The 23,745-nt window shown below is 40.0% G+C and carries 21 protein-coding genes, 2 tRNA genes and 2 pseudogenes; 12 read left to right on the top strand and 13 right to left on the bottom strand.

From position 1 onward, the window contains the following. Positions 1-3: 3 nt before the first annotated feature. The 3 genes from Q0465_RS02830 to Q0465_RS02820 are packed head-to-tail and all read right to left on the bottom strand — an operon-like array spanning position 4 to position 1,823. Complete coding sequence (locus tag Q0465_RS02830; RefSeq protein ID WP_298612514.1) at positions 4-378, bottom strand: FtsL-like putative cell division protein; 375 nt, start codon at positions 376-378, stop codon at positions 4-6. Positions 379-396: 18 nt separating this feature from the next. After that, positions 397-1,317: a 16S rRNA (cytosine(1402)-N(4))-methyltransferase RsmH gene (gene rsmH / locus Q0465_RS02825; protein WP_298612511.1), complete on the bottom strand. Its 921-nt coding sequence runs from the start codon at positions 1,315-1,317 to the stop codon at positions 397-399. 53 nt (positions 1,318-1,370) lie between these two features. Further along, positions 1,371-1,823, bottom strand: a complete 453-nt coding sequence (locus Q0465_RS02820; protein WP_298612508.1) for a protein mraZ — start codon at positions 1,821-1,823, stop codon at positions 1,371-1,373. A gap of 256 nt (positions 1,824-2,079) precedes the next feature. Here Q0465_RS02820 and Q0465_RS02815 point away from each other — a divergent pair, with 256 nt between their 5' ends. From Q0465_RS02815 to Q0465_RS02800, 4 genes are all read left to right on the top strand, one after another. After that, positions 2,080-2,652: a hypothetical protein gene (locus Q0465_RS02815; protein WP_298612505.1), complete on the top strand. Its 573-nt coding sequence runs from the start codon at positions 2,080-2,082 to the stop codon at positions 2,650-2,652. 3 nt (positions 2,653-2,655) lie between these two features. Then, the gene (gene smpB, locus Q0465_RS02810) at positions 2,656-3,105 is read left to right on the top strand and encodes an SsrA-binding protein SmpB (RefSeq protein ID WP_298612502.1); all 450 of its coding nucleotides are present in this window, start codon (positions 2,656-2,658) and stop codon (positions 3,103-3,105) included. A 344-nt stretch (positions 3,106-3,449) separates the two neighbouring features. Next, positions 3,450-4,757: an acetyl-CoA hydrolase/transferase C-terminal domain-containing protein gene (locus Q0465_RS02805; RefSeq protein ID WP_298612500.1), complete on the top strand. Its 1,308-nt coding sequence runs from the start codon at positions 3,450-3,452 to the stop codon at positions 4,755-4,757. Positions 4,758-4,913: 156 nt separating this feature from the next. Then, complete coding sequence (locus tag Q0465_RS02800) at positions 4,914-6,269, top strand: deoxyguanosinetriphosphate triphosphohydrolase (RefSeq protein ID WP_298612497.1); 1,356 nt, start codon at positions 4,914-4,916, stop codon at positions 6,267-6,269. A 231-nt stretch (positions 6,270-6,500) separates the two neighbouring features. On the opposite strand, the gene Q0465_RS02795 is transcribed toward Q0465_RS02800, so the two are convergent. From Q0465_RS02795 to Q0465_RS02780, 4 genes are all read right to left on the bottom strand, one after another. Continuing rightward, the gene (locus Q0465_RS02795; RefSeq protein WP_298612494.1) at positions 6,501-9,236 is read right to left on the bottom strand and encodes a subtilase family N-terminal domain-containing protein; all 2,736 of its coding nucleotides are present in this window, start codon (positions 9,234-9,236) and stop codon (positions 6,501-6,503) included. A 262-nt stretch (positions 9,237-9,498) separates the two neighbouring features. Then, a complete protein-coding gene (hypD, locus tag Q0465_RS02790) occupies positions 9,499-11,868 on the bottom strand; it encodes a trans-4-hydroxy-L-proline dehydratase (RefSeq protein ID WP_298612491.1) in 2,370 nt (789 codons plus the stop codon). A gap of 217 nt (positions 11,869-12,085) precedes the next feature. After that, positions 12,086-12,871: a glycyl-radical enzyme activating protein gene (locus Q0465_RS02785; RefSeq protein WP_298612488.1), complete on the bottom strand. Its 786-nt coding sequence runs from the start codon at positions 12,869-12,871 to the stop codon at positions 12,086-12,088. Between the two features lie 312 nt (positions 12,872-13,183). Then, positions 13,184-13,633 (bottom strand): GatB/YqeY domain-containing protein, encoded by a 450-nt coding sequence (locus tag Q0465_RS02780; RefSeq protein WP_298612485.1) that lies wholly within the window; start codon positions 13,631-13,633, stop codon positions 13,184-13,186. A 247-nt stretch (positions 13,634-13,880) separates the two neighbouring features. Here Q0465_RS02780 and Q0465_RS02775 point away from each other — a divergent pair, with 247 nt between their 5' ends. Genes Q0465_RS02775 through Q0465_RS02765 form a run of 3 tightly spaced genes read left to right on the top strand, consistent with a single transcriptional unit; the run spans position 13,881 to position 16,457 of the window. Beyond that, a complete protein-coding gene (locus Q0465_RS02775) occupies positions 13,881-15,119 on the top strand; it encodes a BamA/TamA family outer membrane protein (protein WP_298612482.1) in 1,239 nt (412 codons plus the stop codon). A 6-nt stretch (positions 15,120-15,125) separates the two neighbouring features. After that, the gene (locus Q0465_RS02770; protein WP_298612479.1) at positions 15,126-15,308 is read left to right on the top strand and encodes a hypothetical protein; all 183 of its coding nucleotides are present in this window, start codon (positions 15,126-15,128) and stop codon (positions 15,306-15,308) included. 9 nt (positions 15,309-15,317) lie between these two features. Next, a complete protein-coding gene (locus Q0465_RS02765) occupies positions 15,318-16,457 on the top strand; it encodes an MATE family efflux transporter (RefSeq protein ID WP_298612608.1) in 1,140 nt (379 codons plus the stop codon). Between the two features lie 185 nt (positions 16,458-16,642). Here Q0465_RS02765 and Q0465_RS02760 read toward each other — a convergent pair. Together Q0465_RS02760 and Q0465_RS02755 are read right to left on the bottom strand one after the other, a co-directional pair. Further along, positions 16,643-16,715, bottom strand: a tRNA-Gly gene (locus tag Q0465_RS02760). A 190-nt stretch (positions 16,716-16,905) separates the two neighbouring features. Then, a tRNA-Tyr gene (locus Q0465_RS02755) sits at positions 16,906-16,988 on the bottom strand. Between the two features lie 290 nt (positions 16,989-17,278). Here Q0465_RS02755 and Q0465_RS02750 point away from each other — a divergent pair. Further along, positions 17,279-17,539: a hypothetical protein gene (locus tag Q0465_RS02750; RefSeq protein WP_298612477.1), complete on the top strand. Its 261-nt coding sequence runs from the start codon at positions 17,279-17,281 to the stop codon at positions 17,537-17,539. Positions 17,540-17,963: 424 nt separating this feature from the next. Here Q0465_RS02750 and Q0465_RS13660 read toward each other — a convergent pair whose 3' ends face one another. Then, a complete protein-coding gene (locus tag Q0465_RS13660; protein WP_367274295.1) occupies positions 17,964-18,125 on the bottom strand; it encodes a TetR/AcrR family transcriptional regulator in 162 nt (53 codons plus the stop codon). Positions 18,126-18,280: 155 nt separating this feature from the next. Between Q0465_RS13660 and Q0465_RS02745 the strand changes: the two genes are divergently transcribed. Further along, positions 18,281-19,684 carry a sodium:alanine symporter family protein gene (locus Q0465_RS02745; RefSeq protein WP_298612474.1) on the top strand — a complete coding sequence of 468 codons (1,404 nt, stop codon included), beginning with the start codon at positions 18,281-18,283 and terminating at the stop codon, positions 19,682-19,684. A gap of 69 nt (positions 19,685-19,753) precedes the next feature. Further along, positions 19,754-20,131 (top strand): RidA family protein, encoded by a 378-nt coding sequence (locus Q0465_RS02740; RefSeq protein WP_298612471.1) that lies wholly within the window; start codon positions 19,754-19,756, stop codon positions 20,129-20,131. Positions 20,132-20,356: 225 nt separating this feature from the next. Here Q0465_RS02740 and Q0465_RS02735 read toward each other — a convergent pair. The 3 genes and pseudogenes from Q0465_RS02735 to Q0465_RS02725 all read right to left on the bottom strand — a co-directional run. Further along, positions 20,357-20,722 (bottom strand): annotated as a pseudogene (locus Q0465_RS02735) (integrase core domain-containing protein); the annotation flags it as partial. After that, positions 20,698-21,068: pseudogene (gene ansB / locus Q0465_RS02730) on the bottom strand (L-asparaginase 2); the annotation flags it as partial. The pseudogenes Q0465_RS02735 and ansB, both read right to left, overlap by 25 nt. A gap of 383 nt (positions 21,069-21,451) precedes the next feature. Continuing rightward, positions 21,452-22,132 (bottom strand): ATP-binding cassette domain-containing protein, encoded by a 681-nt coding sequence (locus Q0465_RS02725; RefSeq protein ID WP_298612468.1) that lies wholly within the window; start codon positions 22,130-22,132, stop codon positions 21,452-21,454. Between the two features lie 529 nt (positions 22,133-22,661). Here Q0465_RS02725 and Q0465_RS02720 point away from each other — a divergent pair. Next, positions 22,662-22,829: a hypothetical protein gene (locus tag Q0465_RS02720; RefSeq protein ID WP_298612466.1), complete on the top strand. Its 168-nt coding sequence runs from the start codon at positions 22,662-22,664 to the stop codon at positions 22,827-22,829. 560 nt (positions 22,830-23,389) lie between these two features. Beyond that, entirely contained in the window at positions 23,390-23,554 is a 165-nt protein-coding gene (locus tag Q0465_RS02715) for a hypothetical protein (protein ID WP_298612463.1), read from the top strand. Positions 23,555-23,745: the final 191 nt, after the last annotated feature.

The raw sequence follows: 23,745 nt of genomic DNA, 5'->3' as shown, positions 1-23,745 counted from the left end.
CTACTACTTTTTATATAATTTTAAAGGAGGCTCTTTACTTTCCTGCAAATCCAAGCCTGCCTCATTTATCCTTCTCTTTACTTCCGACTGCTTACTGATAAACATCAAACGAGCTGCCGTCGTTATCGATTCAAAACGCAGCTCCCTAACTTCCCTCTCCATCTTTACTTTTTGTTTATATAACTTCTCTGTACTATACCCATTGGCAATATAAAATATCCCCAGAAAAGTCAGAAAAAGAATAAAAGCTATATTTTTCCTGATTACTTTATCCGCCAATATGCGGCCGTCCAACAGCTCTTTCACCGAACTTTCTAAAGTTTCCTTCAGTTCTTCGTTCGGCGAAATAAAATCTTTTGCTTTACTGAACAACTTCATATTCCTCCTCTTAAAAATTTACAATTCTCCCCCATTTACCGGCTTCGCAGCTATTCTTAATTTCGCACTTCTGGCCCGCGGATTTTGACGAATCTCCTCCTCTGAAGGCAGGATAACTTTCCGGTTGATCAGTTCAAACCCTTTCGTTTCATGCCCATAAATCGGATCTTTCTCTATCTTCCCCTCTACATTTCCCGTTTTAAAAAAATTTTTTACAATCCGGTCTTCCAAAGAATGATAAGTGATCACAACCAATCGCCCCCCAGGCTTCAAAACTTCTTTAGCCTGCTCCAACATCTCTTTCAATGCCTCTAATTCACCATTTACCTCAATCCGCAGGGCTTGATAAACTTTAGCCAGGTATTTCTTTTCTTTCATCTTCGGAATACAGGACTGAATCCCTGCGTATAAATCCCCAGAAGTAATTAAAGGGCGTTCCTGCCTTTTTTTAATTATTGCCCCCACCAATCTTCCTGCATTTTCTACTTCTCCGTAATTTCTGAAAATAGTCAGCAAATCCTCCTCTCTGTAAGTATTCAATATATCGGAAGCCCTCAAACGGCTTTTCCGGTTCATTCTCATATCCAGTTCCGCATCAAACCGAAAAGAAAAACCGCGTTCCGCCTCATCGAACTCATGAGAAGAAACCCCCAAATCAGCCAGAATTCCATCTGCCAATTCCAATCCATAATACCTTACAAAATTGCGAAGAAACCGAAAATTATGGTGTACCGGAATAAACCGTTCGTCTACAGGCATATTCGCCACAGCATCCTCATCCTGATCAAAACCCATTAAAATTCCCTTACTTAGCCGCTCTAAAATAGCCCGGGAATGCCCCCCTCCACCATACGTCAAGTCCAGATATACTCCCTCCGGCTGAATATTCAACCCTTCTATAGATTCTTCCAATAACACTGGTGTATGATACTCTGACATACCCTATCCGATTATAAAATTTTGACCATAAAACGATTCCAGCGACCAAACGGTTATTTCCCGTTTCCAAAGATTTGTTGTGTCAACACGGCAAAGTCCGCCCCTTTCATTTCCACCCCCTTATACGCTTTAGCATCCCACAATTCAATTTTCGTATCCACCCCCGCTAAAACAATTTCTTTTTCGACCCCGATCTCTTCCAACATACGCCTAGGCAATAAAATACGGCCATTCCCATCCATTTCCACCTGCTGAGTCCCCCTGTATAACTCCCGAAGAAATGCCGCGTGAGTACGATCGAATAAATTTAGTTTCTCCCTCAGATCCGCCACCAGCATTTCCCATTCCCGATAAGGATACATGTCTATACAAAGTTCGAAAATATTCTTTCGCAACACAAATACCTCCTGTTGCTCCGTTTCCATAATTCTACGGAAAGACGAAGGCACTACCACCCGGTATTTACTGTCCGCTTTACACGAATAATCTCCGATAAATGATAACATATCTTCCTTTTTCTTTAGAGTACAATATAAAATACTAATAATCAACCATTTAATTCAACATCTCTCTTAGCAATTAAAAGGTACTTTCAAAAGGTAAAGGTAAAAAAAATTCCCCACTTCAAACCACTTTATCCCACTTTTTATAAAAATTATTCAAATTTTTCCAAATACTGCGTCCTGCGCAGGTTTCCGATTTTTTTATTTTTCAGTTCTTATTTTTTACTTATTATTTTGGTATTTTTGTCACATGATTTCAATGAATAACATAAAACACTTTTATAATCGGATTAAACAATTATTACTTTATCCGGGAAGAGAATGGGCTATTATATGCCGGGAAAGAGACAACGTTTCCAGACTTTTTAATATATTTTTCTTTCCGGTAGCGCTGATTGTTTCCCTGCTTGTCATTCCCGGCGGAATATACCGCTTCGGTACTTTTCAGGGCATCCTTTACGGCCTCATCAATTTTATCTCAGTAACAGCAGGCATTTATCTGGCTTTTTTAATTGTACGGGAATACCTGAACAATAAAACGCCGGAAGCAGAGAACACGGCTTTACATCTCACCGTATACAGTGCATCCGTTTTTGTTGTATTTCACAGTTTATCGGTAGCATTGATCAGTGGTTTTTTCAGTCAGTTACTGAGTTTGATCAGTCTGATATTTATCCGTACCCTTTATGCGGGTATTGCTGCAATCACACGCTTAGAAACCAATCAAAAAACCAATATCCTGATTATTGCGGCTTTATCTATAATTTGTATTCCGGTAATTTGCAAAAGATTGCTGATGATTTTATTTCATATACCCATTTTTAATTTGTAATCCATGTCAGGCGATATCAACATACGGAACAAACGGGCTTCTTTCGACTACGAATTTTTGGAAGAATACAATGCCGGTATTATCCTTACCGGTACAGAGATCAAATCAATCCGGGCAGGGAAAGCAAGCCTGGTAGATTCTTATTGCTATTTTGATAAAGGCGAATTATGGGTAAAAGGTATACATATTGCCGAATACCGCTTGGGCACTTATTACAACCACGAAGAAAAGCGGGAACGGAAGCTTCTTCTCACCCGTAAAGAATTGCGCAAACTTGAACGGAATGTCAAAGAAACGGGCCTGACCATTATTCCTGTCAAATTATTTATTACCGATAAAGGCTGGGCCAAACTTCGCATCGCCCTCGCCAAAGGGAAAAAAGAATACGACAAACGGGAAACGCTGAAATTAAAAGACGCCAAAAGAGATATGGAACGGGTACGCAAATTTTAAGGGGAAAAGGAAAGCCGTGCTGCAGTTTACAATCCGGAGATTCAAATTTCAGACGGAATATTCTGTAAATTAGAAACATAAAACGAAAAGAGAAGCTTGAATATTAAGAATTAAAATTGGGTAAATCAGAAAAAAAGCGGCACAAAAATGTCCAAAACAGGAAACATTTGTAAGGAGAGGCAGGATATATATTGAAAACCAAATCCGATAAGAACAAACCATTGCCGGAGATCCGGAACGAAAGATCATTTTTTTCCCTGTTTGGCTTCGGGTTTTTACTTTTATTGTTTACCTTCGCATTCGTTTGAAAAAGTCTTAGATTTAATCATAAAAATAACAGAATCATGTATCAAGGAATAAAAACAGTATCGTTTGAAGAGGCTGTGAAAGTGGTAAAATCCGGCGACCGGATCCACATCCATAGCGTAGCATGTGCTCCCCAAGGTCTTATCCAGGCCCTTTGCGCCCGTGGACGTGCCGGAGAGCTGAAAAATATAAAGTTACAGCACCTTCATACAGAAGGTTGTGCTCCCTATGCTGAACAAGAATTCGAAGGCGTTTTTTCCCTGGAATCTTTCTTTGTAGGCGGAAATGTACGTAAACCGACTCAGGAAGGATGGGCCGACTATATTCCTGTACATTTAAGTGAAACCCAAAAATTAATCCGTAGCGGGATTACCCCGGTAGACGTAGCCATGATTCAGGTATGTCCGCCCGATAAACACGGCTACGTATCTATGGGTACTTCCGTAGATGCTACTTTAGCTGCCGTACAAACGGCTAAAACCGTTATTGCTGTCATTAATCCCAACGTTCCGCGCGCCTGGGGAGATGCTATTATCAAATTATCCGATATCGATATTTTCTGTGAAGATAATACTCCCCTGATTGAAGCCCATCAGGCAAAATTATCGGAACAAGATATCAAAATCGGACAGCACTGTGCTGCTTTGATCGAAGACGGAGCTACCTTGCAAATGGGCATCGGAGCTATTCCGAATGCTGTACTTTCGCAATTGGGAAATCATAAAAATTTAGGTATCCATACCGAAATGTTTGCCGACGGCGTACTTCCCTTATATTACAAAGGCGTTATCAACAACCTGAACAAGAAATACGATAAAGGAAAAATTGTTTCCACTTTCCTCATGGGATCGAAAGAGGTGTACGATTTTATCGATGACAACCCTGCCGTAGCCATGATGGACGTAGGGTATACTAATGATCCTTTTATCATTGCCCAGCAACCCAAAATGACGGCCATTAATTCCGCTCTCTCTATCGACATTACAGGTCAGGTAAACGCTGATTCCATCGGTTGTAAATTCTACAGTGGTTGCGGGGGACAATTGGACTTTATCCGCGGAGCAGCTGCCAGTGAAGGCGGGAAACCGATTATTGCCATGCCCTCTGTAACGGCTAAAGGAGTCAGCAAAATCTGCCCGACTCTGATCAATGGGGCCGGAGTCGTTACGACCCGTTTTGATGCCCATATTGTAGTGACAGAATTCGGTTCAGTAGATTTATACGGAAAAACGTTGCAGGACCGGGCTAAAGCATTGATATCAATCGCTCATCCGGATCATCAGGAAGAATTGGATAAGGCCGCTTTCGAACGTTTCGGCAGTCATTTCCATTTTGTAAGCAAATAAAACGAATTTTAAAACAGAGAGAATTTTAAAGCTGTTCAGGGCAATAAAATTCCCTCTGTTTACATTTTTTGAATTTTCTGCCTTTCTTCTGTTTCCAAACGATTTATTTTCCATATTTTCTTTTTACCTTCGCTTTCCATTTATATCGGATATATTATGATGGATTGGAATACACTTTTATCTGCACATCGCTATCACCCGGGAAGTCCGGCTTCTCTATTTCATTCGCACGACCGCTCCCAGTTTCAACGGGATTACGACAGGCTGATCTTCTCTTCTCCCTTCAGACGGCTTCAGAATAAAACGCAGGTATTTCCTTTACCTGGGAATATTTTCGTACACAACCGTCTGACGCATAGTCTGGAAGTAGCCTCCGTCGGTCGCTCTTTAGGAAATAAAATTGCCCAATTTTTAAAGCAGAATAAGATAAAAATGGAAAATCCGGAACTGTTGGAAGAGATCGGCACAATTGTCAGCAGTGCCTGCCTGGCCCACGATTTGGGAAATCCCCCCTTCGGGCATTCCGGAGAAGAAGCCATCTCCTATTTTTTCAGCGAAGGTGAAGGCCGGTATTTTAAAAAGTTACTCTCCGATGAAGAATGGACGGATTTAAGTCATTTTGAAGGAAATGCCAATGCCTTTCGTCTGCTGACCCACAGTTTTAATGGCAGAAGACCCGGCGGTTATACGATGACGTATACCACTCTTGCCTCTATCGTTAAATATCCTTTCGAATCGACTTGTGCTACCCATAAAGGATTTAAATACGGTTTCTTCCAAAGCGAAAAAGAAATATTCCGTCAGGTTGCCGAAGAACTGGGATTGCTACAACTAGAAGAACGTCCGCTGCAATATGTCCGGCATCCGCTGGTATATCTGGTAGAGGCTGCGGACGACATTTGTTATCAGATCATGGACATCGAAGATTCCCACAAAATGCGGATTCTCTCTTACGATGAAACAACGGCTATACTCGAAAATTTTTACGATAAAAATGAGGACAAGGAAGACTTGAAAATCATCGCCCGTACGTTTAAAGTCGTGACCGACAAAAACGAAAGGATCGCTTTCCTGAGAGCCGGCATCATCAATAAATTAATCAATGCCTGCGCGGAAGTATTTTGTAATCATTATGAAGCAATTATGAACGGTACGTTTAAAAGTACCCTCATCAAAAATCTTTCCGGTACGAACAAGGAAGCTTATGACAAATGTACTGATCTGGCCTACAGTCGTATTTATCATACAAATATCGTTACCCAAATTCAAATCGCCGGCTTTAAAATTCTCGGTACGATTCTGAAAGAATATACCGACGCTGTCTTAAAACCGGAAACTTATTATGCCCGGAATATTTTATCCGTTATGCCGGAACAATATCAGGTCAGCAAAGAAGATTCCATGTATACTAAAATACAAACGGTAGTCGATTATGTTTCCGGTATGACTGACTCTTATGCTTTAAACCTTTACCGTAAAATTAAAGGAATCGAATTACCGGAATTGAAGTAATCTTTGAGATGGTTTCCTGTAAATTTTCTAAAAAACGGGTATACAAATCTCTTTTATAAAAGAAAACAGTGTTGTAATTTACCGTTTTCAGAAATAAAGAATCTCCTCCGATTTTATCCTGAGGAGATTTTTATTTTAAACGTTTTTCCTTTTTTTCGTTCAGACTTTGCGAACGTTTTTACTGAAGAATTGTGCTAAAACTTTTACTCTGGTTTCCCCAATATTTTTGAATTATATTTTAACAATGTTTCTCCGGATTTCTTTACCGGCATATTTCAGAACAATGACATAAGTTCCCCCGCTCAATTTACTCATATCTAAAACTCCGGGTTCAAAAGGCCGGACAATGATATTCTTCTCCATTACAAAAACGCCCGCCGTATTGTATAATTTTACTTCTACATTTCCATTCACATCCTGCCCCATGCGGATATTCAATTTATCCGCTACCGGATTAGGATAGAGATCCACTTCTTTAGAACCATCCCGGGCCATTACAGTAAAACTTCTGCTGACATGCTCCCCGAAATAATCATAAGCGGTAACTTCAAGGGTCACCTTTCCGGACTTCAAAGCATTCACGATCAATTGTTCGCCGCTCACAGTAGTCTTCACAAAAGTCGGCGAAGTGTTTTTTACCGCGTATCTCAGCGTTTCTCCATCGGGATCCCGGAAATATTCGGATAGCTTTATCGTTTTTACCTCCCCGATTTGATCAAAATATAAATTTTCCAAAACGTTGGAAGTAATAACAGGTAACCGATTGGGCAATACAGTGTAAGGGATCTTTACAATGGCAGCAGCTCCTGCCTCATCCCTAACAGTCAAAGTCGCTTCATATGTTCCGGCTTTTGTTTTAAGTGCCGAAATAGTAACTACTAAGTCCCCGTTTTTTTCAACAACGGTAGCCGCATTAGCAGGATCCTGTATTTCATATCTATAAGACCGCCCCTCCAGATGGGTAACCTCAAAAACAATTTCCGCTGTCTCTACAGACGTTAAAACAATATCACCGGGAGTTTTCCGGGTAACAATCAGGACTTCATTGGACAAGGTCTGACCTTTAGCCAAGGTAACAGCTGAATAATTTCCAAAGCGGTCTTTCCCCCTTATGGCCAGATAATAAAGAGTGCCATTTTCCAAATCTGTAATTTTAAACGATACCTCCTCTCCCGGGCTTTTCCCGATAACATTTACTGTTTCCGTTTTTATATCTGCAGGCAACCCGTCAAAATCTATATTTTCCAAAGGTTCTGTACTCCAGTAAACCTGATAATAAGCCGCTGTTTTATTATCTTCATCCCGGGTTACACTCCATGTCAGGAGAGCAGAATTGTAACTCCACTCTATCTGTAAATCTGTTACCGGGTCAGGAGCAATCCCTTCATCCGATTGAAGTGCAGCGGCAGCATCTACATATCCTGCTCCCAAATTTCCGCGGAAACTCGGATTATAACGGTCAATATTTCCGGCACTTTCCAGGAGTATGGATTTTAAATCCTCCGGCGTAAAACCGGGATGTCCTACTCCAAATTTAGACACGACTAATGCCGCAACCCCGGATACATGAGGACAAGCCATAGATGTACCCTGTTTATACCCATAACCGTTTCCGGGTACAGTACTGTATACAGGACACTCATTACTATATTTGGACATATACCTGTAAGTTCCTCCCGGAGCCGTAATATCTACCCAGTCTGCATAATTGGAATAATAAGCCTTCAGAAAATCAGGCGCCATAGAGGCTACGGAAAATACTCTTTCATATTTGGCAGGATATGCATCTTTATTTGAATTATTGTTCCCCGCAGCAAAAATAACAATTCCTCCCTTCATCGGACCTGTCTGATTCCCATTTTCATCCAATCCTGCATATTCGATAAAATAATCAATAGCTGCTTTTGTAGATTCATTCAAATAAGGGGTACCCTGTTCAAATTTATAGGACCAGCTGTTCTGACTGATGACGGCCCCGTTATTGGCTCCATAAATAATAGCTCGCGGAATGTTCGCACTTCCTCCGCTCCCCTTCTCAGCAGGCTCAAATATCTGACAACTCATGACCCGAACCCCGTCGTACAATCCGGTTCCCCCAGCAATACCACATACCCCTTTCCCATTATTATTCACAGCAGCAATCGTTCCTGCCACATGCGTCCCATGCGAATCAGGTATAATCGTAGCAATATTAGAGACAAAATTCCAACCGTATACATCCCCGGCATATCCATTGTTATCATTATCTGTATTCCCTGCCACTTCATCCTCATTTATCCAGACATTATCTTTTAAATCTTCATGTTCGTAATCGATTCCCCCGTCCACCACTGCAACTATCACTTCCCGGGAACCTGCCGTTACTTTCCATGCATCGTATAAATTAATATCTGCCCCTGCAACCGAATTAGGCAAATTTCCCTCATTGTGGTAATGCCACTGCAAAGAAAGTCCAGGATCATTAAAAGGACTTCCTGCAGCAGTTGGCTTTATCTGCTCCAGAGTTTTAACCGGAATAATAACTTCATTCTCCCCTGCTCTTTGCGCCTGAAGCACAGGTTCCACTACCTCAATTTCAGCTAAATCCGAAAAATCCGAAACCGCCCGGCTTACCGGAATGCTCTCCTCAAATTCAATGTCATACCATAAATGTAACCCGGCTTTTCGCATACGGGGTTCAAATTTGCCGCCATACGGAAAAACCCGTTCGATCTTGACAGCCCCTAATTGAGCCGTAATTTCATCAATAGCCGATACCCCGGTTCGGGTCATCCCCTGAACGGTATTTAATTGCATTTTCCCCTGAATGTCTTCTTTCAACTTGACCCGAATCATCCCTTTACAGTAATTGGCTTCATTTTTCAGAATTTCTTCCGGATTAATTTTATTCCCTTTGGTGTCCAAAGGATCGTCCTGACAAGCAAAACACACAAACAAGAAAAAGAAAATAATAAGTCTGGAGTTCATAAAGATTATTTTATATATAAAGGCTTAAAGATATAAAATTAATTAACATTTAAAAATTATTAATATATCAAAAAATCATTTCTTAACCCGGTTCATTAGAAAACAGAAATATCCCAAAAAAGTTTATCATCAGAATTTATACTCTTTTTTATTCCCTGCTCATTCCGGAAACAAAAATATACTCCGATATTAAATTTCACTTCTTTAGGATATCTCTCTAATAAAAAGGCAATAAATGTTTATTTTTTATACGGAAACATTTTTACAACTGTGTTTGCTCTGTACGACAAATAATTTCGTTTTGTAAATCTTCCCCTAAATCATTAAAATAATCACTGTAACCGGCAACGCGGACAATCAAATCTTTATATTCTTCCGGATGTTTTTGTGCATCCCGTAATGTATCCGCATTGACTACATTAAACTGGATGTGATGCCCGTCCATACGAAAATACGCCCGGATTAAATGTACCAGATTCATAGCCCCTTCTTCGGTTGCCAGTAAAGAAGGCGTAAATTTCTGATTTAATAATGTCCCTCCGGTTTTAATGTGATCGATCTTGGCTGCCGACCGGATGACAGCCGTCGGACCGTTTACATCGGCTCCTTGTACAGGTGAAATACCTTCCGACAAAGGTTTTCCGGCATTTCTTCCGTCCGGGGTTGCTCCGGTAACCCGTCCAAAATAAACATGGCAAGTGGTCGGCAACATATTTACCCGGTAGGTTGCTCCCCTCGGGGACTTATGCCCGTTCAAAACATCGTAATACAAATCGAAAACATCCACTTCCTGGCGATCTGCATAATCATCGTCATTACCATACTTGGGAGTTTTATAGACCAAACGGTATTGCAATTCTTCATATCCCTTAAAATCACCTTGTAAGGCCTCCATCATCTCCGACATTTTAACGTCTTTCCGGTCGTAAACGTGATAACGCAAAGCGGTCAGCATATCGGTAATACTTCCTAATCCCACTCCCTGCACATAGCTGGAGTTATAACGGGCCCCTCCACACATATAATCTTTTCCGTTCCGGATACAATCCTCTATCAGCACCGACAGAAAAGGTACCGGCATATATTTCATAAATATTCGTTCAATGATGTTATTGCCAGTCAATTTTATCCGCATAAAATGAGCCAGCTGCAGCCGGTAAGCTGCAAACAATTCTTCGTATGTTTTATAATCAGTGGCCTTGCCGGTTTTTAATCCGATTTGTTTTCCCGTCCTCCAATCATAACCATCATTTAAAGTCAATTCCAATATTTTCGGTAAATTAAAATAACCGGTTAAAATATAAGCTTCTGTACCGAAGGCTCCCGTCTCCACGCAACCGGAACAACCTCCGTTCCGGGCATCTGTGATACTTTTCCCGGCCCTGAGCATCTCCTGCACTAACGCATCTGTATTGAATACAGAGGGCTGACCGAATCCGGTTTTAATAATTTCTACCGCTTCCCGGATAAAACGATCCGGGTTCTTTTTACTGACTTGTATCATGGAACTGGGTTGCAAAATCCGCATTTCCCGAATGACATCCAGTAACATAAAAGAAATTTCATTCACCCCGTCGCTTCCGTCTTCTTTCACTCCTCCTATATTAATCAAAGAAAAATCCGTATAAGTATTGCTCTCTTCTGCTGTCACTCCCACTTTGGGCGGAGAAGGATGATTATTGAATTTTACCCAAAACGACTCGAGCAACTCGTATATTTCTTCTTTTGTCGTACTCCCTTCTTCCATCTGCTTTTTGTACAAAGGGTATAAACTTTGATCCAAACGCCCGGGATTAAAAGAATCCCAGGGATTCAATTCCGTTACTACCCCTAAATGAATAAACCAATAATGCTGCAAAGCTTCCTGTACCGTCTGTGGGGCATTTGCGGGGACACGGTGACACGTCCGGGCCATCTGCAATAATTCAGTCTTCCGTTTCGGATCAGACTCCTGAACCGCCAATTCTTCCAGCCTACGGGCATGTCTCTCTGCATAAGTAATCATCGCATTACATACAATCTCCATTCCCCTCAATTCATCCCGTTTATCTACTCCTTCCGGATCATCCAGTAAGTCTAATTTATCCATAGCTTCCTGTATCTCTAATTTCAGGTCGTTTAAACCTGTACGAAACATCTTCATGCCCAACACAGTATGCCCCGGAGCCCGCTGTTCCTGAAATTCGGTAAAAATACCGGCTTCATAGGCATCCTTCCACTCGGGAGTGACATTTTTAAAAATCCGGTCGCGGTTGGATTTTCCGGTCCAATAAGGAATAATAATATCCCGGTAAGCCGCCCGGGTTTTTTCATCCGACTTAAAAGATACTTTTTTCCGGTTGTGTAAAATTTCCAGATCCTGCAGGGAATGTACACAAATCTCCGGATAAGTAGGCGTTGCTTTGGGCGCCGGCCCGCGCTCCCCGACAATCAACTCCCCTTCATTGATACAAATGGCCTTATGCTCCAGAATATACTGGAATGCCAATGCCCTCTGAACCGGTACCGGTTCAGCATCCGCTATTCCCGATTGGTAAAATTCAGTAATCAACAAAGCCCGCTCAGCCGAAATCCTGTTCTCAGCATTTAAACTTTGCTCTCTCAATCGTTGTATTCGTTCAGTTAGTTTCATTATCTTAAATATTTAAAATGATTATATTACAAATCCTGAATGTCCGCTATTCTTTAAATTCATATTTTATGGAAATACATTCCTACTTTACCCACCAGCGTTTTTAATTTATCCTTTCCTCCTGCATTTTAGTCCGGTTAAGTCATAAACCTTCCGGCATATACCTGTCAGCTGCGACCCACCAGTAAACATTTTGAACTGTTTGACAAGGAATGTATCATAATACTTCATATCCGTTTTTCCGGAAATACTCTTTTATTCCGCTAATTCCGCTTTCCGTCAGGCCAGCCGTTTCTCCCATCTCATATTTTCTGCCCAGCCTGCGATATTTATCAGCCCCTGTCCGGTGAAAAGGCAATAGTTCTATCCTATGTAATGCAGGCATCGTACTCAACCGGCTGACTATAGCTGAAAGATCCGCTTCGGTATCGTTCACCCCCGGAATAACCGGAATCCGTATCAATACTGAAGTACCATACCGTACAATCCGGTCGAGATTCTCCCATACCTTTTCATAACCTTCCCCAATAAATTCTTTAAACTTACCCGGATCCGCCGTCTTAACATCGTATAAAAACAAATCTGTATAACGGCATATTTCTTCCAATTCCTTAACTTGTACCGCTCCGGCTGTATCAACACACGTCCGGAAATGAGCTGCCCGGCAACGTTTTAACATTTCCAGTAAAAAAGCAGATTGTAAAAGAGGCTCCCCTCCGGAAAATGTTATTCCCCCCGCCGATTCTTCAAAAAACACCTGATCTTTACGTAGCTCCTCCCACAATTCGTCTGCAGAGATACTATACCCTACCATTCTTTCTTCCCGGAATTCCTTCTCGCCTAAACGATAAACCTGAGACATATAACAAGGGCCTACAGACTGGCTTTCCGGATTATGACACCAACAGCAATGCAAATTACATCCTTTTAAGAAGACAGTCGTCCGGATTCCGGGACCATCATGGATAGCATAGCGTTTAATATCAAAAATATTACCACGCATAATAAAAAAATAAATTGAAACAATTGACAGAATAACTCAGAACTCCGGATAAATAAACTCACAACCGGGCATAAGAAAAGAAAGCGCTAACAAATCCAGCACTCATAAAGCCCCTTATAGGAACGGTTTTGCAATATCCGGTGAATCTTCAACATAATAACGCCCCTAATATAAAAGAAAAATGTAAGATTTAAAAGAAAAGAAGAAAAGAATATAAGTCAAAAAGTAACAAAATGCTGTTCTCCTTTTTCAGGAATGTTTGTCTTTTTTGGGGGTACATTTTTATTACTTTTTGACTCAATAGAAAGCGTATTATTGTAACAACTCTTTTACTTTAGCAGAGATAGCTTTTCCATCCGCTTTTCCGCTAAGCTGCTTAGTAGCTACTCCCATAACTTTTCCCATATCTTTCGGAGAAGTCGCCCCTACAGAAGTTATAATAGCTTTCAGAGCTTCCGTCAATTCAGCCTCAGACAACTGTTTCGGCAAAAAAGAATTCAATACTTCCAATTGTCCGCTTTCTTCTTCATATAAGTCCAGCCGCCCTTGTTGTTTATATATTTCTGCTGCATCCGAACTTTGCTTGGCCAATTTCTGGATAATACGAACACATTCGGCATCGTCAATTCCCTCTCCGGCTCCCGGACGGGTCTTGGCTTCCAATATCACTTTTTTAATATTCCTCAATGCTTCCAGCCGGACTTTCTCCCTGGCTTTCATCGCATTTTTAATGCCTTCGTTCACTTGTTCTTCAATCGTCATAGCTTTTCAGTTTTTAATGTATACTTGTTTTTCCCCTTTCAATTTAGCTTTACAAATGGGTTTGAGGTAAAAAGTCTTTTATATATCCGGCTTCTCCTCAGAATTTCCTCACATCGTTCAAAATTAACACTAAAATTTCAAAACCAATCCATGAGAGCTCCGTAATTTAACAAATAATATAAATTAACACTGAGATTATTTTTTGATACATTTTTTGGAGTAAATTTGGAACATTTTTAAGACAATCATGAAAATAATATTATTCATTTCCTTTCTTTTTTCTGCACTACCTGCTTTTACGCAGCAAGATACTGTAACGAAGATCATAAATCCGGAAGATACGCTGATGATAGTCACCGACCAGTTGACCGACCGTCAGCTCAAACAACTTTATCGTCAACACAGGCGCGATTCGATCCGCGCCCATAAGAAAGTATGGCTTTCTATTCTGGGGGGTCCTTCCTATAATCCAGAAGCTTCTTTGGGGATCGGAGGAGCCATGTTGATGACTTTCCGGATGAACAAGTACGATTCCATCAGCCAGCGTTCATTCATTCCGGTAGGATTTAACATCTCTATCAATGGTACTTTCGTCGCAGCCGGTGCCGGAACTTTGTTCTTTAACGAAAATAAATTCCGTATCTACATTAAATACGGTTACCGGACAGAACCAGCTAATTTTTATGGTATCGGTTATGATGAAATTAAACAGGCAGAAGAATTGAGAGACCGTTTTAAAAAGGATTCGGTTACTTTCCATAAAACAAGTGTTCAATTTTTCCCCCGTTTTGTCTGGGAAGTACGTCCGAATATTTATGTCGGTACCTTACTGGACTACAATTATTATTACGGTAAAGACATGCCCCACTGGATGAAACAAAATGCACAAGTCATTAAATACGGAAACCGATTCCATAATATCGGTATCGGGGGACTTTTCCAATACGATACCCGGGACGATGTTGCCACTCCTTTTGCCGGGATGTTTTTAAGTGCTACGGGAACCCTTTATGGGAAATATTGGGGAGGGGATTTCAATTATGAAATGATAGAACTGGAATACCGTCAATTTAAACAAGTGTTTAAACGCCGGAGTGTATTAGCCTGGACAGCCAAAAGTCAAATCGGAATGGATAATGTTCCCTATACCGAATTACCCAATTTCGGAAACCCTTTTGACCTGCGTGGTTATGCCTGGGGGAAATACCGGGACAAATCTATGGCTTATGGCATCGTCGAATACCGGCATATGTTTATGTCTCAGTCAGCATACGAAAGAGGCGCTTTCTGGTCGAAATTCGGTGCTGTAGCCTGGGTAGGAACAGCTACCATCGGGAAAACTCCGGCCGACTGGAACAAATGGAAATTAAATTACGGATTTGGTCTCCGCATTCAACTGCAACCCCGGAAAAACTTCCGCCTCGATATTGGTAAAGAACCCGGTCAGAAATGGGGAATCTATATGAATATGACCGAAGCATTTTAAATATTGATGAAAAGCTCCATAAAAAATAAAGCGATCTGGTCAATTGCTTATCCGATTATATTCGGCAATCTGGCTCAGACGTTGATCACACTTACCGACACGGCCTTTTTGGGACGGGTAAGTCCTGTTGCACTTGGAGCTTCCATGATGGCCGGCATTTATTATTATGTATTTTCGACCCTGGCCTAGGGATTCAGTATAGGAGTACAGATTATTGTGGCCCGCCGTCTCGGAGAAGGAAAATTAAACCGCATCGGGGTGATTTTTGAACACGGATTGGTTTTTGTATTCTTATTGTCTACAGGACTCTTTCTCATTCAACATTATTTTTCGAATGCTCTGTTGCAAAAAGTAATACAATCTCCCAATATTTATGCCGCTGCTATTGAATACATGGAATACCGGCATTATGGGATTATTTTTGTTTGCTTCAATTTTCTCTTCCGTGCCCTTTATATCGGTTTATCCAGCACCAAAGTGATCAGTTTCTCTACCTTACTGATGGCAGTAGTGAATATTTTTCTCGATTATGTACTGGTTTTCGGGAAATGGGGCTTTCCGCATATGGGCGTAGGAGGAGCTGCACTGGCTTCCGTATGTGCGGAAATTTCAGCTTTATTGTTTTTCGTTCTTTATACCCTGGCCCGGCTTCCCCTTAAAACATATGCCTTATTCGCCTTTCATAAACTGGAAGGCTGGCTGATGAAATCAATATTAAAGCTGGCTTTTCCGACAATGATTCAAAAACTACTTTCTTTTGGCACCTGGTTTATATTTTTTGTACTGGTGGAACATATGGGCGAACTACCTATTGCTATATCCGGGATCGTCCGGAGTGCATATATGCTCATCATGATTCCGGTTTTTGCTTTCGGTGCAACGGCTAACACCCTGACGAGCCGCCTTATCGGCGCAGGGAAGCAGGCAGAAGTGATGTCAACTCTGCTGAAAACATGGAAACTGAGTTTTGTTTGCATCCTGCCCGTCCTGTTATGCAGTATTTTTTTCCCGTACAGTATTCTATCTATTTATACTAACGACACTTCTTTAGCCGTAGCTTCCATCCCTTCTCTCTACATCATTTGCATCGCTTCTGTTTCAATGAGCTTCGGGATGACTTTTTTTGAAGCTGTTTCCGGAACCGGCAATACCATACAAGCCCTCTGGCTGGAATTTATAGTACTGCTTGCATATACTTTTTCGGTATGGTTTTTTGCATACAAAATCGGCACCCGGGTAGAATTGGTATGGACAAGCGAAATCACTTACGGAACAATTATCGGACTCGTCTCTTTAGGGTATATTAAATATGCCCACTGGCAAAAGAAAATAATCTAAATAGCACCTGGGGACGGGGGAAACTGTGCTAAAAACAAAACATTTACATTTTTTGAATACTTCTAGATATTTCTTTTGAATTATCCGTTGAAACGCTACTGATAACTTATTTAAAATAGCACCTACCCCCGTCCCCTAAAAAGAAAAAGCAGCTACATTTTCATGTAACTGCTTCATTTTAAATGAGCGGAAAACGGGACTCAAACCCGCGACCCCCAGCTTGGAAGGCTAGTGCTCTATCGACTGAGCTATTTCCGCAAGACATTCCCCTAAACAGGACAGGCTCACTTTGCCCGCCGGTCCGGAAGGGAGAAACTCACAAATTTTATACGGCGAAAGACGGGATCTTTCTTACTAATTTTAAAACTTTTGACTTACAAAAGTGTGCTTTTGACTGCAAAAATTTTCAAAATCACCGGATGCTACAGCATCCGCCGTTTAAAATTTGTGGGGAGAGCAGGATTCGAACCTACGAAGACATAAGTCAGCAGAGTTACAGTCTGCCCCAGTTGGCCACTTTGGTATCTCCCCTTTTATTCAAAGAACTTTCTCTTTTTGCGCTTGCAAAGATACATAGTTTTACAAAAAAAACAAAGATTTCTATAATAAAAAACGAAGTTAAAACACGGCAGGAGGTATATTGAATGACGCTATACATTTTAAGTTATGCTCAAAAGCCATGCCCTCAGGGGGAAATAATCGTTTTACCGAAGTCGGACGATCAGAGAAAAATAAGGGGCAAACTGCGATAAACAAAATAAAACCACCGGCAGCGCAGGAAAAAGAAGAAAGAGCTACAGCCCCTAAAGGCAGAGGTTGCAATGCCGGAGCGAAAAATTCAACTGACACCTGCATTGCCCCAGCCCGAAGCCGGACAGGAACAAGGCGAAGGGCAAAATGCACAAACAGCCGACGACCAGCAGGGAGTTTCGCTATCGGACGTAACATTCACGAATACCGGGCTGCGGACACCACAGGAAAGCATGCCTGTACACGCAGACGCTCCTTCTTTTACCCGGGAGCATATTTATTTTGTGCGGCTAAAACTTCTGCCGGTAAACGTTACACGCCTAATAACATAAAGTTATAACAATAAACAGCTGCTATAAAAAAGACAGCCATTTATTGCTATACAAGGACTTAATTCCTTCTGTTTACAAAAAATCAGGCATTTGGGAGCCTATATACTTACTTTTACTTACTTTGCAATCGTATGAATGTGATAATGGCCGGAGGGTACGGACATGCCTGGTGATTTTAATGAAGACGGCAGTTTCATTTATAAACGAGAAGAGGCAGCGCAAAGTGCTACCCTTTTTCTCTATATTGTCAATGTTGACTTGATCAAGCAGGAAAAATAGTTTTCATATTCTGGTACCCCGGCCAGAAATCCTCTGCTTGTACAGAGTTATTTGAAAGAGATGCCAAACGCAGCAATTCAAAGTAATTGCATATGTGCTAAAACATTACTAACCTCTTTTTAAGACCATATCCTGTGGTTTATTTTCAATAACTTATCTTCTTTTGGAGATTTTTGATTAAAAATATATCCGTAATTTCTGCAAATAATTTTTCCTTACTTTCAGGATAATGATATAATAATCCCCGGACCATTCCCGGAATCTGACAAATATCCGTCACCGAAACCCTTTTATGTCCCTTTTCCAGTAATAACTTAAATTTCTGTTATAAAATAAAAGACTTTGTATTCATACTGAACATGCATTCATCAAAGACAAACGGGAAAATTTAATTTATAAAGAGTGAGACATTTGGCATTATATACCGTATATTTGTGAAGAAAGCAGTAAAAAAAACAAATTATGCAAGAAATCCTCAACAATTGGGTTATTTTAATCAATGACTGGATCTGGACTTTTCTGATTATAGTTCCCTTAATTTGTACAGGTTTATATTTTACTTTTCGTTCCCGCTTCGTCCAATTCAGAAAAATAAAGGAAATGTCGCGTCTACTTGGAGAGGGTGTTGCCGGAAACAACAGCAAAAATACAGTTTCCTCTTTCCAGGCCTTTTGTATTGCCACAGCTTCCAGGGTTGGCACAGGTAACTTAGCAGGAGTTGCAACAGCTCTGGCTTTAGGGGGACCGGGAGCTGTATTCTGGATGTGGCTGATTGCACTGATTGGTTCTGCCTCGGCCTTTGTCGAATCGACTTTAGCTCAAATTTATAAAGAAAAAGGAGAAAAATCTTATATAGGCGGACCGGCCTTTTATATGAAGAAGGGCCTGAAACAAAAATGGATGGGTACACTCTTCGCAGCCATCATCATTGTCACGTTTGGGATGGTATTTAACTCCGTACAAGCCAACACTATTTCACTGGCTTTTAACGAAGCTTTAGGGGTGAACCGGATATGGCTGGCAATAGGACTGACTTTTTTTACAATTCTGACCATATTCGGAGGTATTCACCGGGTAGCCCGAGTTTCCGGTATTATCGTACCGATTATGGCCATTGCTTACATTTTGGTAGCTTTTTTTATTCTGATCACTCATATTACAGCCCTCCCTTCCCTGATCGATCACATTTTTGCCAACGCTTTCGGATTTGAACAAATACTTGGGGGTGGCCTAGGGGCCACTATCATGCAGGGAGTAAGGCGCGGCCTGTTTTCCAATGAAGCCGGAATGGGATCTGCTCCCAATGCCGCTGCCACTGCTTCTGTATCTCACCCGGTAAAACAAGGACTAATTCAGGCCCTCAGTGTATTTACCGATACGATTGTCATTTGTAGTTGTACCGCATTCATCATTTTACTTTCAGACATTCCCCTGGATGGAAGTATAAAAGGAATCCAACTGACACAAGCCGCCTTAACCGGAGAAATCGGAATTTTCGGAAAATATTTTGTCGCTTTTTGCATTCTGTTGTTTGCTTTTAGTTCTATCGTCGGGAATTATTCCTATTGCGAAACCAACCTCTTCTTTATCAGTCCCCATCCCCTCTATTTGCAACTTTACCGCCTAGGCGTCGGTGCAATGGTTCTATTTGGAGCAATTGCAGGTCTGGATTTAGTATGGAATCTGGCTGATCTCTTTATGGCGATTATGACCATAACCAATCTGATAGCCATTTTACTGCTGGGGAAAATTGCACTTAAAGCTCTCGCAGACTATAACCGACAGAAAAAAGCAGGAATAAAAAGTCCGGTTTTCAAGTCGTCATCCATTCCGGAACTCGATGAAGAAGTTACCGAATGGAAATAAAAATTTCTTCATTTATTTTTATAAATTTGTCCTAACGAATCATTAATAAAGATTTTCATTCAAAACATCATGAAAAAGATCATCAATTCTCCAAAAGCGCCGAAAGCTATCGGTCCTTACAGCCAAGCTGTTGAAGTAAACGGTACCCTTTATATCAGCGGTCAACTTCCTGTCGATGTAAACACCGGTAAATTCGCAGAAGGAGGTATTAAAGAACAAACCGAGCAAGCGCTGAAGAACATCGGCTATATCCTGGAAGAAGCCGGTTATACTTTTGAAAATGTAGTAAAATCTACTTGTTTATTAAGTGATATCAGTGATTTTGCAGCCATGAACGAAGTATATGCCCGATATTATAAAACCGATTGTCCGGCCCGGGCTGCATTTGCTGTAAAGTCACTGCCGATGGGAGCATTGGTAGAGATTGAAACAATAGCTGCTAAATAAACTCATTTGGATAAAAGGGGTATCCGCAAGTCTAATCTTCCGGATCACCCTTCCTCTCTTTCTATTTTTACTTTTCAAAACTTCTACAGGAAAAATTCAAAAACCATTTTTTTGCGACAAAAAACAAAATATTTCGCTCTAATTTTTTGTGAATCAGTGATTAAAAGCGTTTCTTTAAAAAGGCAGGTAATGTAATAGTCAAGACTTGCCCTGACACTTGGTTCACTATAGGATAAAAAAACTGTCAGATGTTTGTTGAGAGGTTACACAACTTTCTTCACTCACACAACCGGATGATATTTTATCAGTATCATTCTGTTGTATAACTTCCTCATTTGTTAATTGATACCTTCTCGCCACGGCAATCCCTTCGATAAAAGTTTGCAGGGGAGTTTTCCCGAAGCAGTACTTTCCGGAGTGCGTTCTTTGCGTGTTGTACGAGTTCATCCACATATCGGGGGCGATCTGCAACTGTTCGATGGAGGTATAAATTTTCTTTCTGAATGCAATGGTATAGAACTCATTTTGTACAGTCCTGTTAAACCGTTCGCAAATGCCGTTTGTCTGCGGGCTTTTTGCGGGTTGAGTTCTTGGGAGGCAATAAAACCGTATACCGAGTCATCAATTTCTGCTTCCGGGGTGGTAGGACCGGTAAGAACACGGCTGGAGCGTACCACCAGAATGCCGTTACGGCTAGCTTCGGTCAGACCGGGAAGCAGGTTTTTGTGAATATTCCCGTTTCCTACACCGGCATGTATGATTCCCTGGTAACGATTCCGGATCAGAGCGTTCAATGCTTCCGGTTCTACGTTGGAATAGCTGTAGAGGATACCGACTTCGGGAGCTGATTCAGGTCCGTCACGTCGAAGACAGATTGAGTGGTGTGTAATTTGTCGGTGCTTTGGTTATAGTGAACTTTGCCATTGAATACATAACCCCCGTCCCCTTGTGCTATTATAAAAGGGAGTAAAGCATATTAATACTGAGTTATCAATTTTGAAAAATCCGGAAGAGTTTGACAAAAGGAAGACAGAAAAGAAAAAGCAGAAAGAAAATAATGAAGCATAAAATAATGGGACTGTTAGAGAATAGACGGTTCCTTTTTGAAAATGATATAAAGGATACGCTTACCTTATCATATTTTCCAACATCAGGATTATTCAGTGATTTTTACTGTATAAAAATACAAAAATAAACACCTAAATCACTGCTTTCCTCCCTCTGATATTATATACACACAAAAACAAGTAGCTAAAACATATTTAATTGTGTCTACATTCACTACTAAAAAATTAAAAATGGGTAATGAATCAATTATAATTACAACAATGCTTGTTTGATCAACTCTTCTTTTTCATCAGATATTATATGCTTGATCTTGTTTTTAAGTATGTCAAATTCATCATTCCTGTAAACATGATTTATTTTACCCTCGGATAAAAGATAATATTTGTTGCATAATTCTTTTAAAACATCGATTATATGCGAAGTAATAATAACGGTTTTAGCCTTATTTTTCAGTTCTTTTAAAATCAGGATTACTATTTGGCAACTTTCTAAATCAAGACCGTTAAAAGGCTCATCAAATATATATACTTCTTTATTTGTTTTTAAGCTGGTTAGTATACTTAATTTTTTTCTCATCCCGGTTGAATAGCTACTAATATAGGTATCCAAAGGAATACCCAAAATATTGCTCCATAAATTTTCATCGAAGTCGGGATTTTTAAACAGACTTAAATGTTCTCTCCCTGTAATGCGCGAAAAGAAATAGTTCTCCGTTCCGACGAACGATGAATTTTTTTTCACTTTGTGACTTCCATTATATAAAATGGAACCGGCATCTGGCTTAATTAAGCCATAGATAAGATTTAACAATGTTGTTTTACCTGAGCCGTTTATGCCAATAATGCCAAATATTCCTTCTCCTAACACCATAGAAATATCATTTATTACCGGTTTTTTGTCATAAGCAAAACTTAAATTTTCAATTGTAATCATCCAAATATTTTTTAAGATTTTCGATAGCCCCGAGGTAACTGATCAGTAATATGGGAATTGTTATTATCATTAGCGGGGAAAAAATTATACTCGTGAGGATAAGTGTGCTTATAAGATTAAAACCTACCGAAGTATGGTTCGGAATATAGGTTGCATATTTTGACACAATAATCGCAATGAAACCAATCACACAGGATAAAAGGACCATACATAGCATAATATATTGGCCGGGGTTAAATAACAGGCCAAGAATAAACAAAGGGGACATAAGTATCAGATATTTATAGAGATTCCGGCCTATCTTATAGTGTATAAACTTTTTTTCACCGATTTCATAACTGAGAATGTATGAAAGAGGTTCCGGTTCCAAAAAGAAAGAAGATAGAATAAATGCGCAGATGATCATAGTGATCACAGAAACAAAAGGGAAAAAGGACAGCAGTAATCCTATAAAATAAATAATGAAAAAAAGTGGATTTTTTCGTAGGCCGGATATCCATTCAAAAAAGTTTGGTGAAATGAGATATTTATGCCAATTAAATATTTGTTTCTGGCTTTTTTCTTTGATCCTGATTATAAAAATATTAGATATCAAGAAAATGATTATGATACAGAAAGCAAAAACAATAAAATGTTTGGCAAAAAGCAAAGTAATTATCAATATGGGCAATGTAATAAAAATATACTCTATGAATAATAGTATGTTTGCATTTGCAAAAGATGTCCGTATGAATAATAGGTCTTTTCGATTAAATTGAATTGTTGCAGGTAGGAGGGACAAAATCAAAGCAGATATTTCAAAGGTAGAAATAATTCTGACACATAAACTAAAAAGTAAGATAGCTATCCCGATGATGAATAAAAATCGAAAAACACCTAACTCTTTAAGTAGTCTTAGAATTTGAAGAATTCTGATTCTGAAATAATTCCGCATTTAATAATATTTTATTTATTCTTTCGTTATTATTAGGGTATAGTTTTGTAATTATTGAATATAAAGGCAATAATCTATATTTTATATTATTCGTTTTTTTAGAGCTGAAATTAAAAAAAGTTTATTACTATGTTTATCGATTGTAAAGTTAATAATATAAGAACATAAAAGGGGAATATAAAAGAGTTGTTTTGTCTTGAAGCAGAATTGGACGCAGGTATTAGAGAGCTTATAATGAAATTATCAGTAAACAAAAAGCACTAGTGTCGCCGATAAGGTGTTAAAAACTATTATCTTTTTTCGTAACTTAAAATACAAAAAGAATGGAAGAGAAAAATCTTACGATGGAGCAGAAAGCTCTGATTAAGAAAAGAGTGTCGAAACTGAAAGAGGAAAAGAATCTGTGCAAGGTACATGCTATGGTGGTGTTCGGGGATGTGGATAACGGGGAGAAAGAGTATTATATGTCAAAACCGACTTTTCCTTAATTCAGCAAATTTATGGCAGCTTCAAAGAAAGAGGAGGTGACGGCTATACGAACGCTGGCGTGGGATTGTTTTATTGAAGGTGACAAGGCGTTGATGTAGCCCACAGGGACGGAGCTTTTGGGCTATTTTACCAATTTTCTTTCTATCTGAAGAATACAGTTCTTTAATCTGAAACATTTTTATACTTTTGG

Origin of the sequence: uncultured Odoribacter sp., from assembly GCF_937966165.1 — a bacterium.
In the GTDB taxonomy this organism is placed as follows: Bacteria; Bacteroidota; Bacteroidia; order Bacteroidales; family Marinifilaceae; genus Culturomica.
This window is presented reverse-complemented; position numbering and strand designations above follow the sequence as displayed.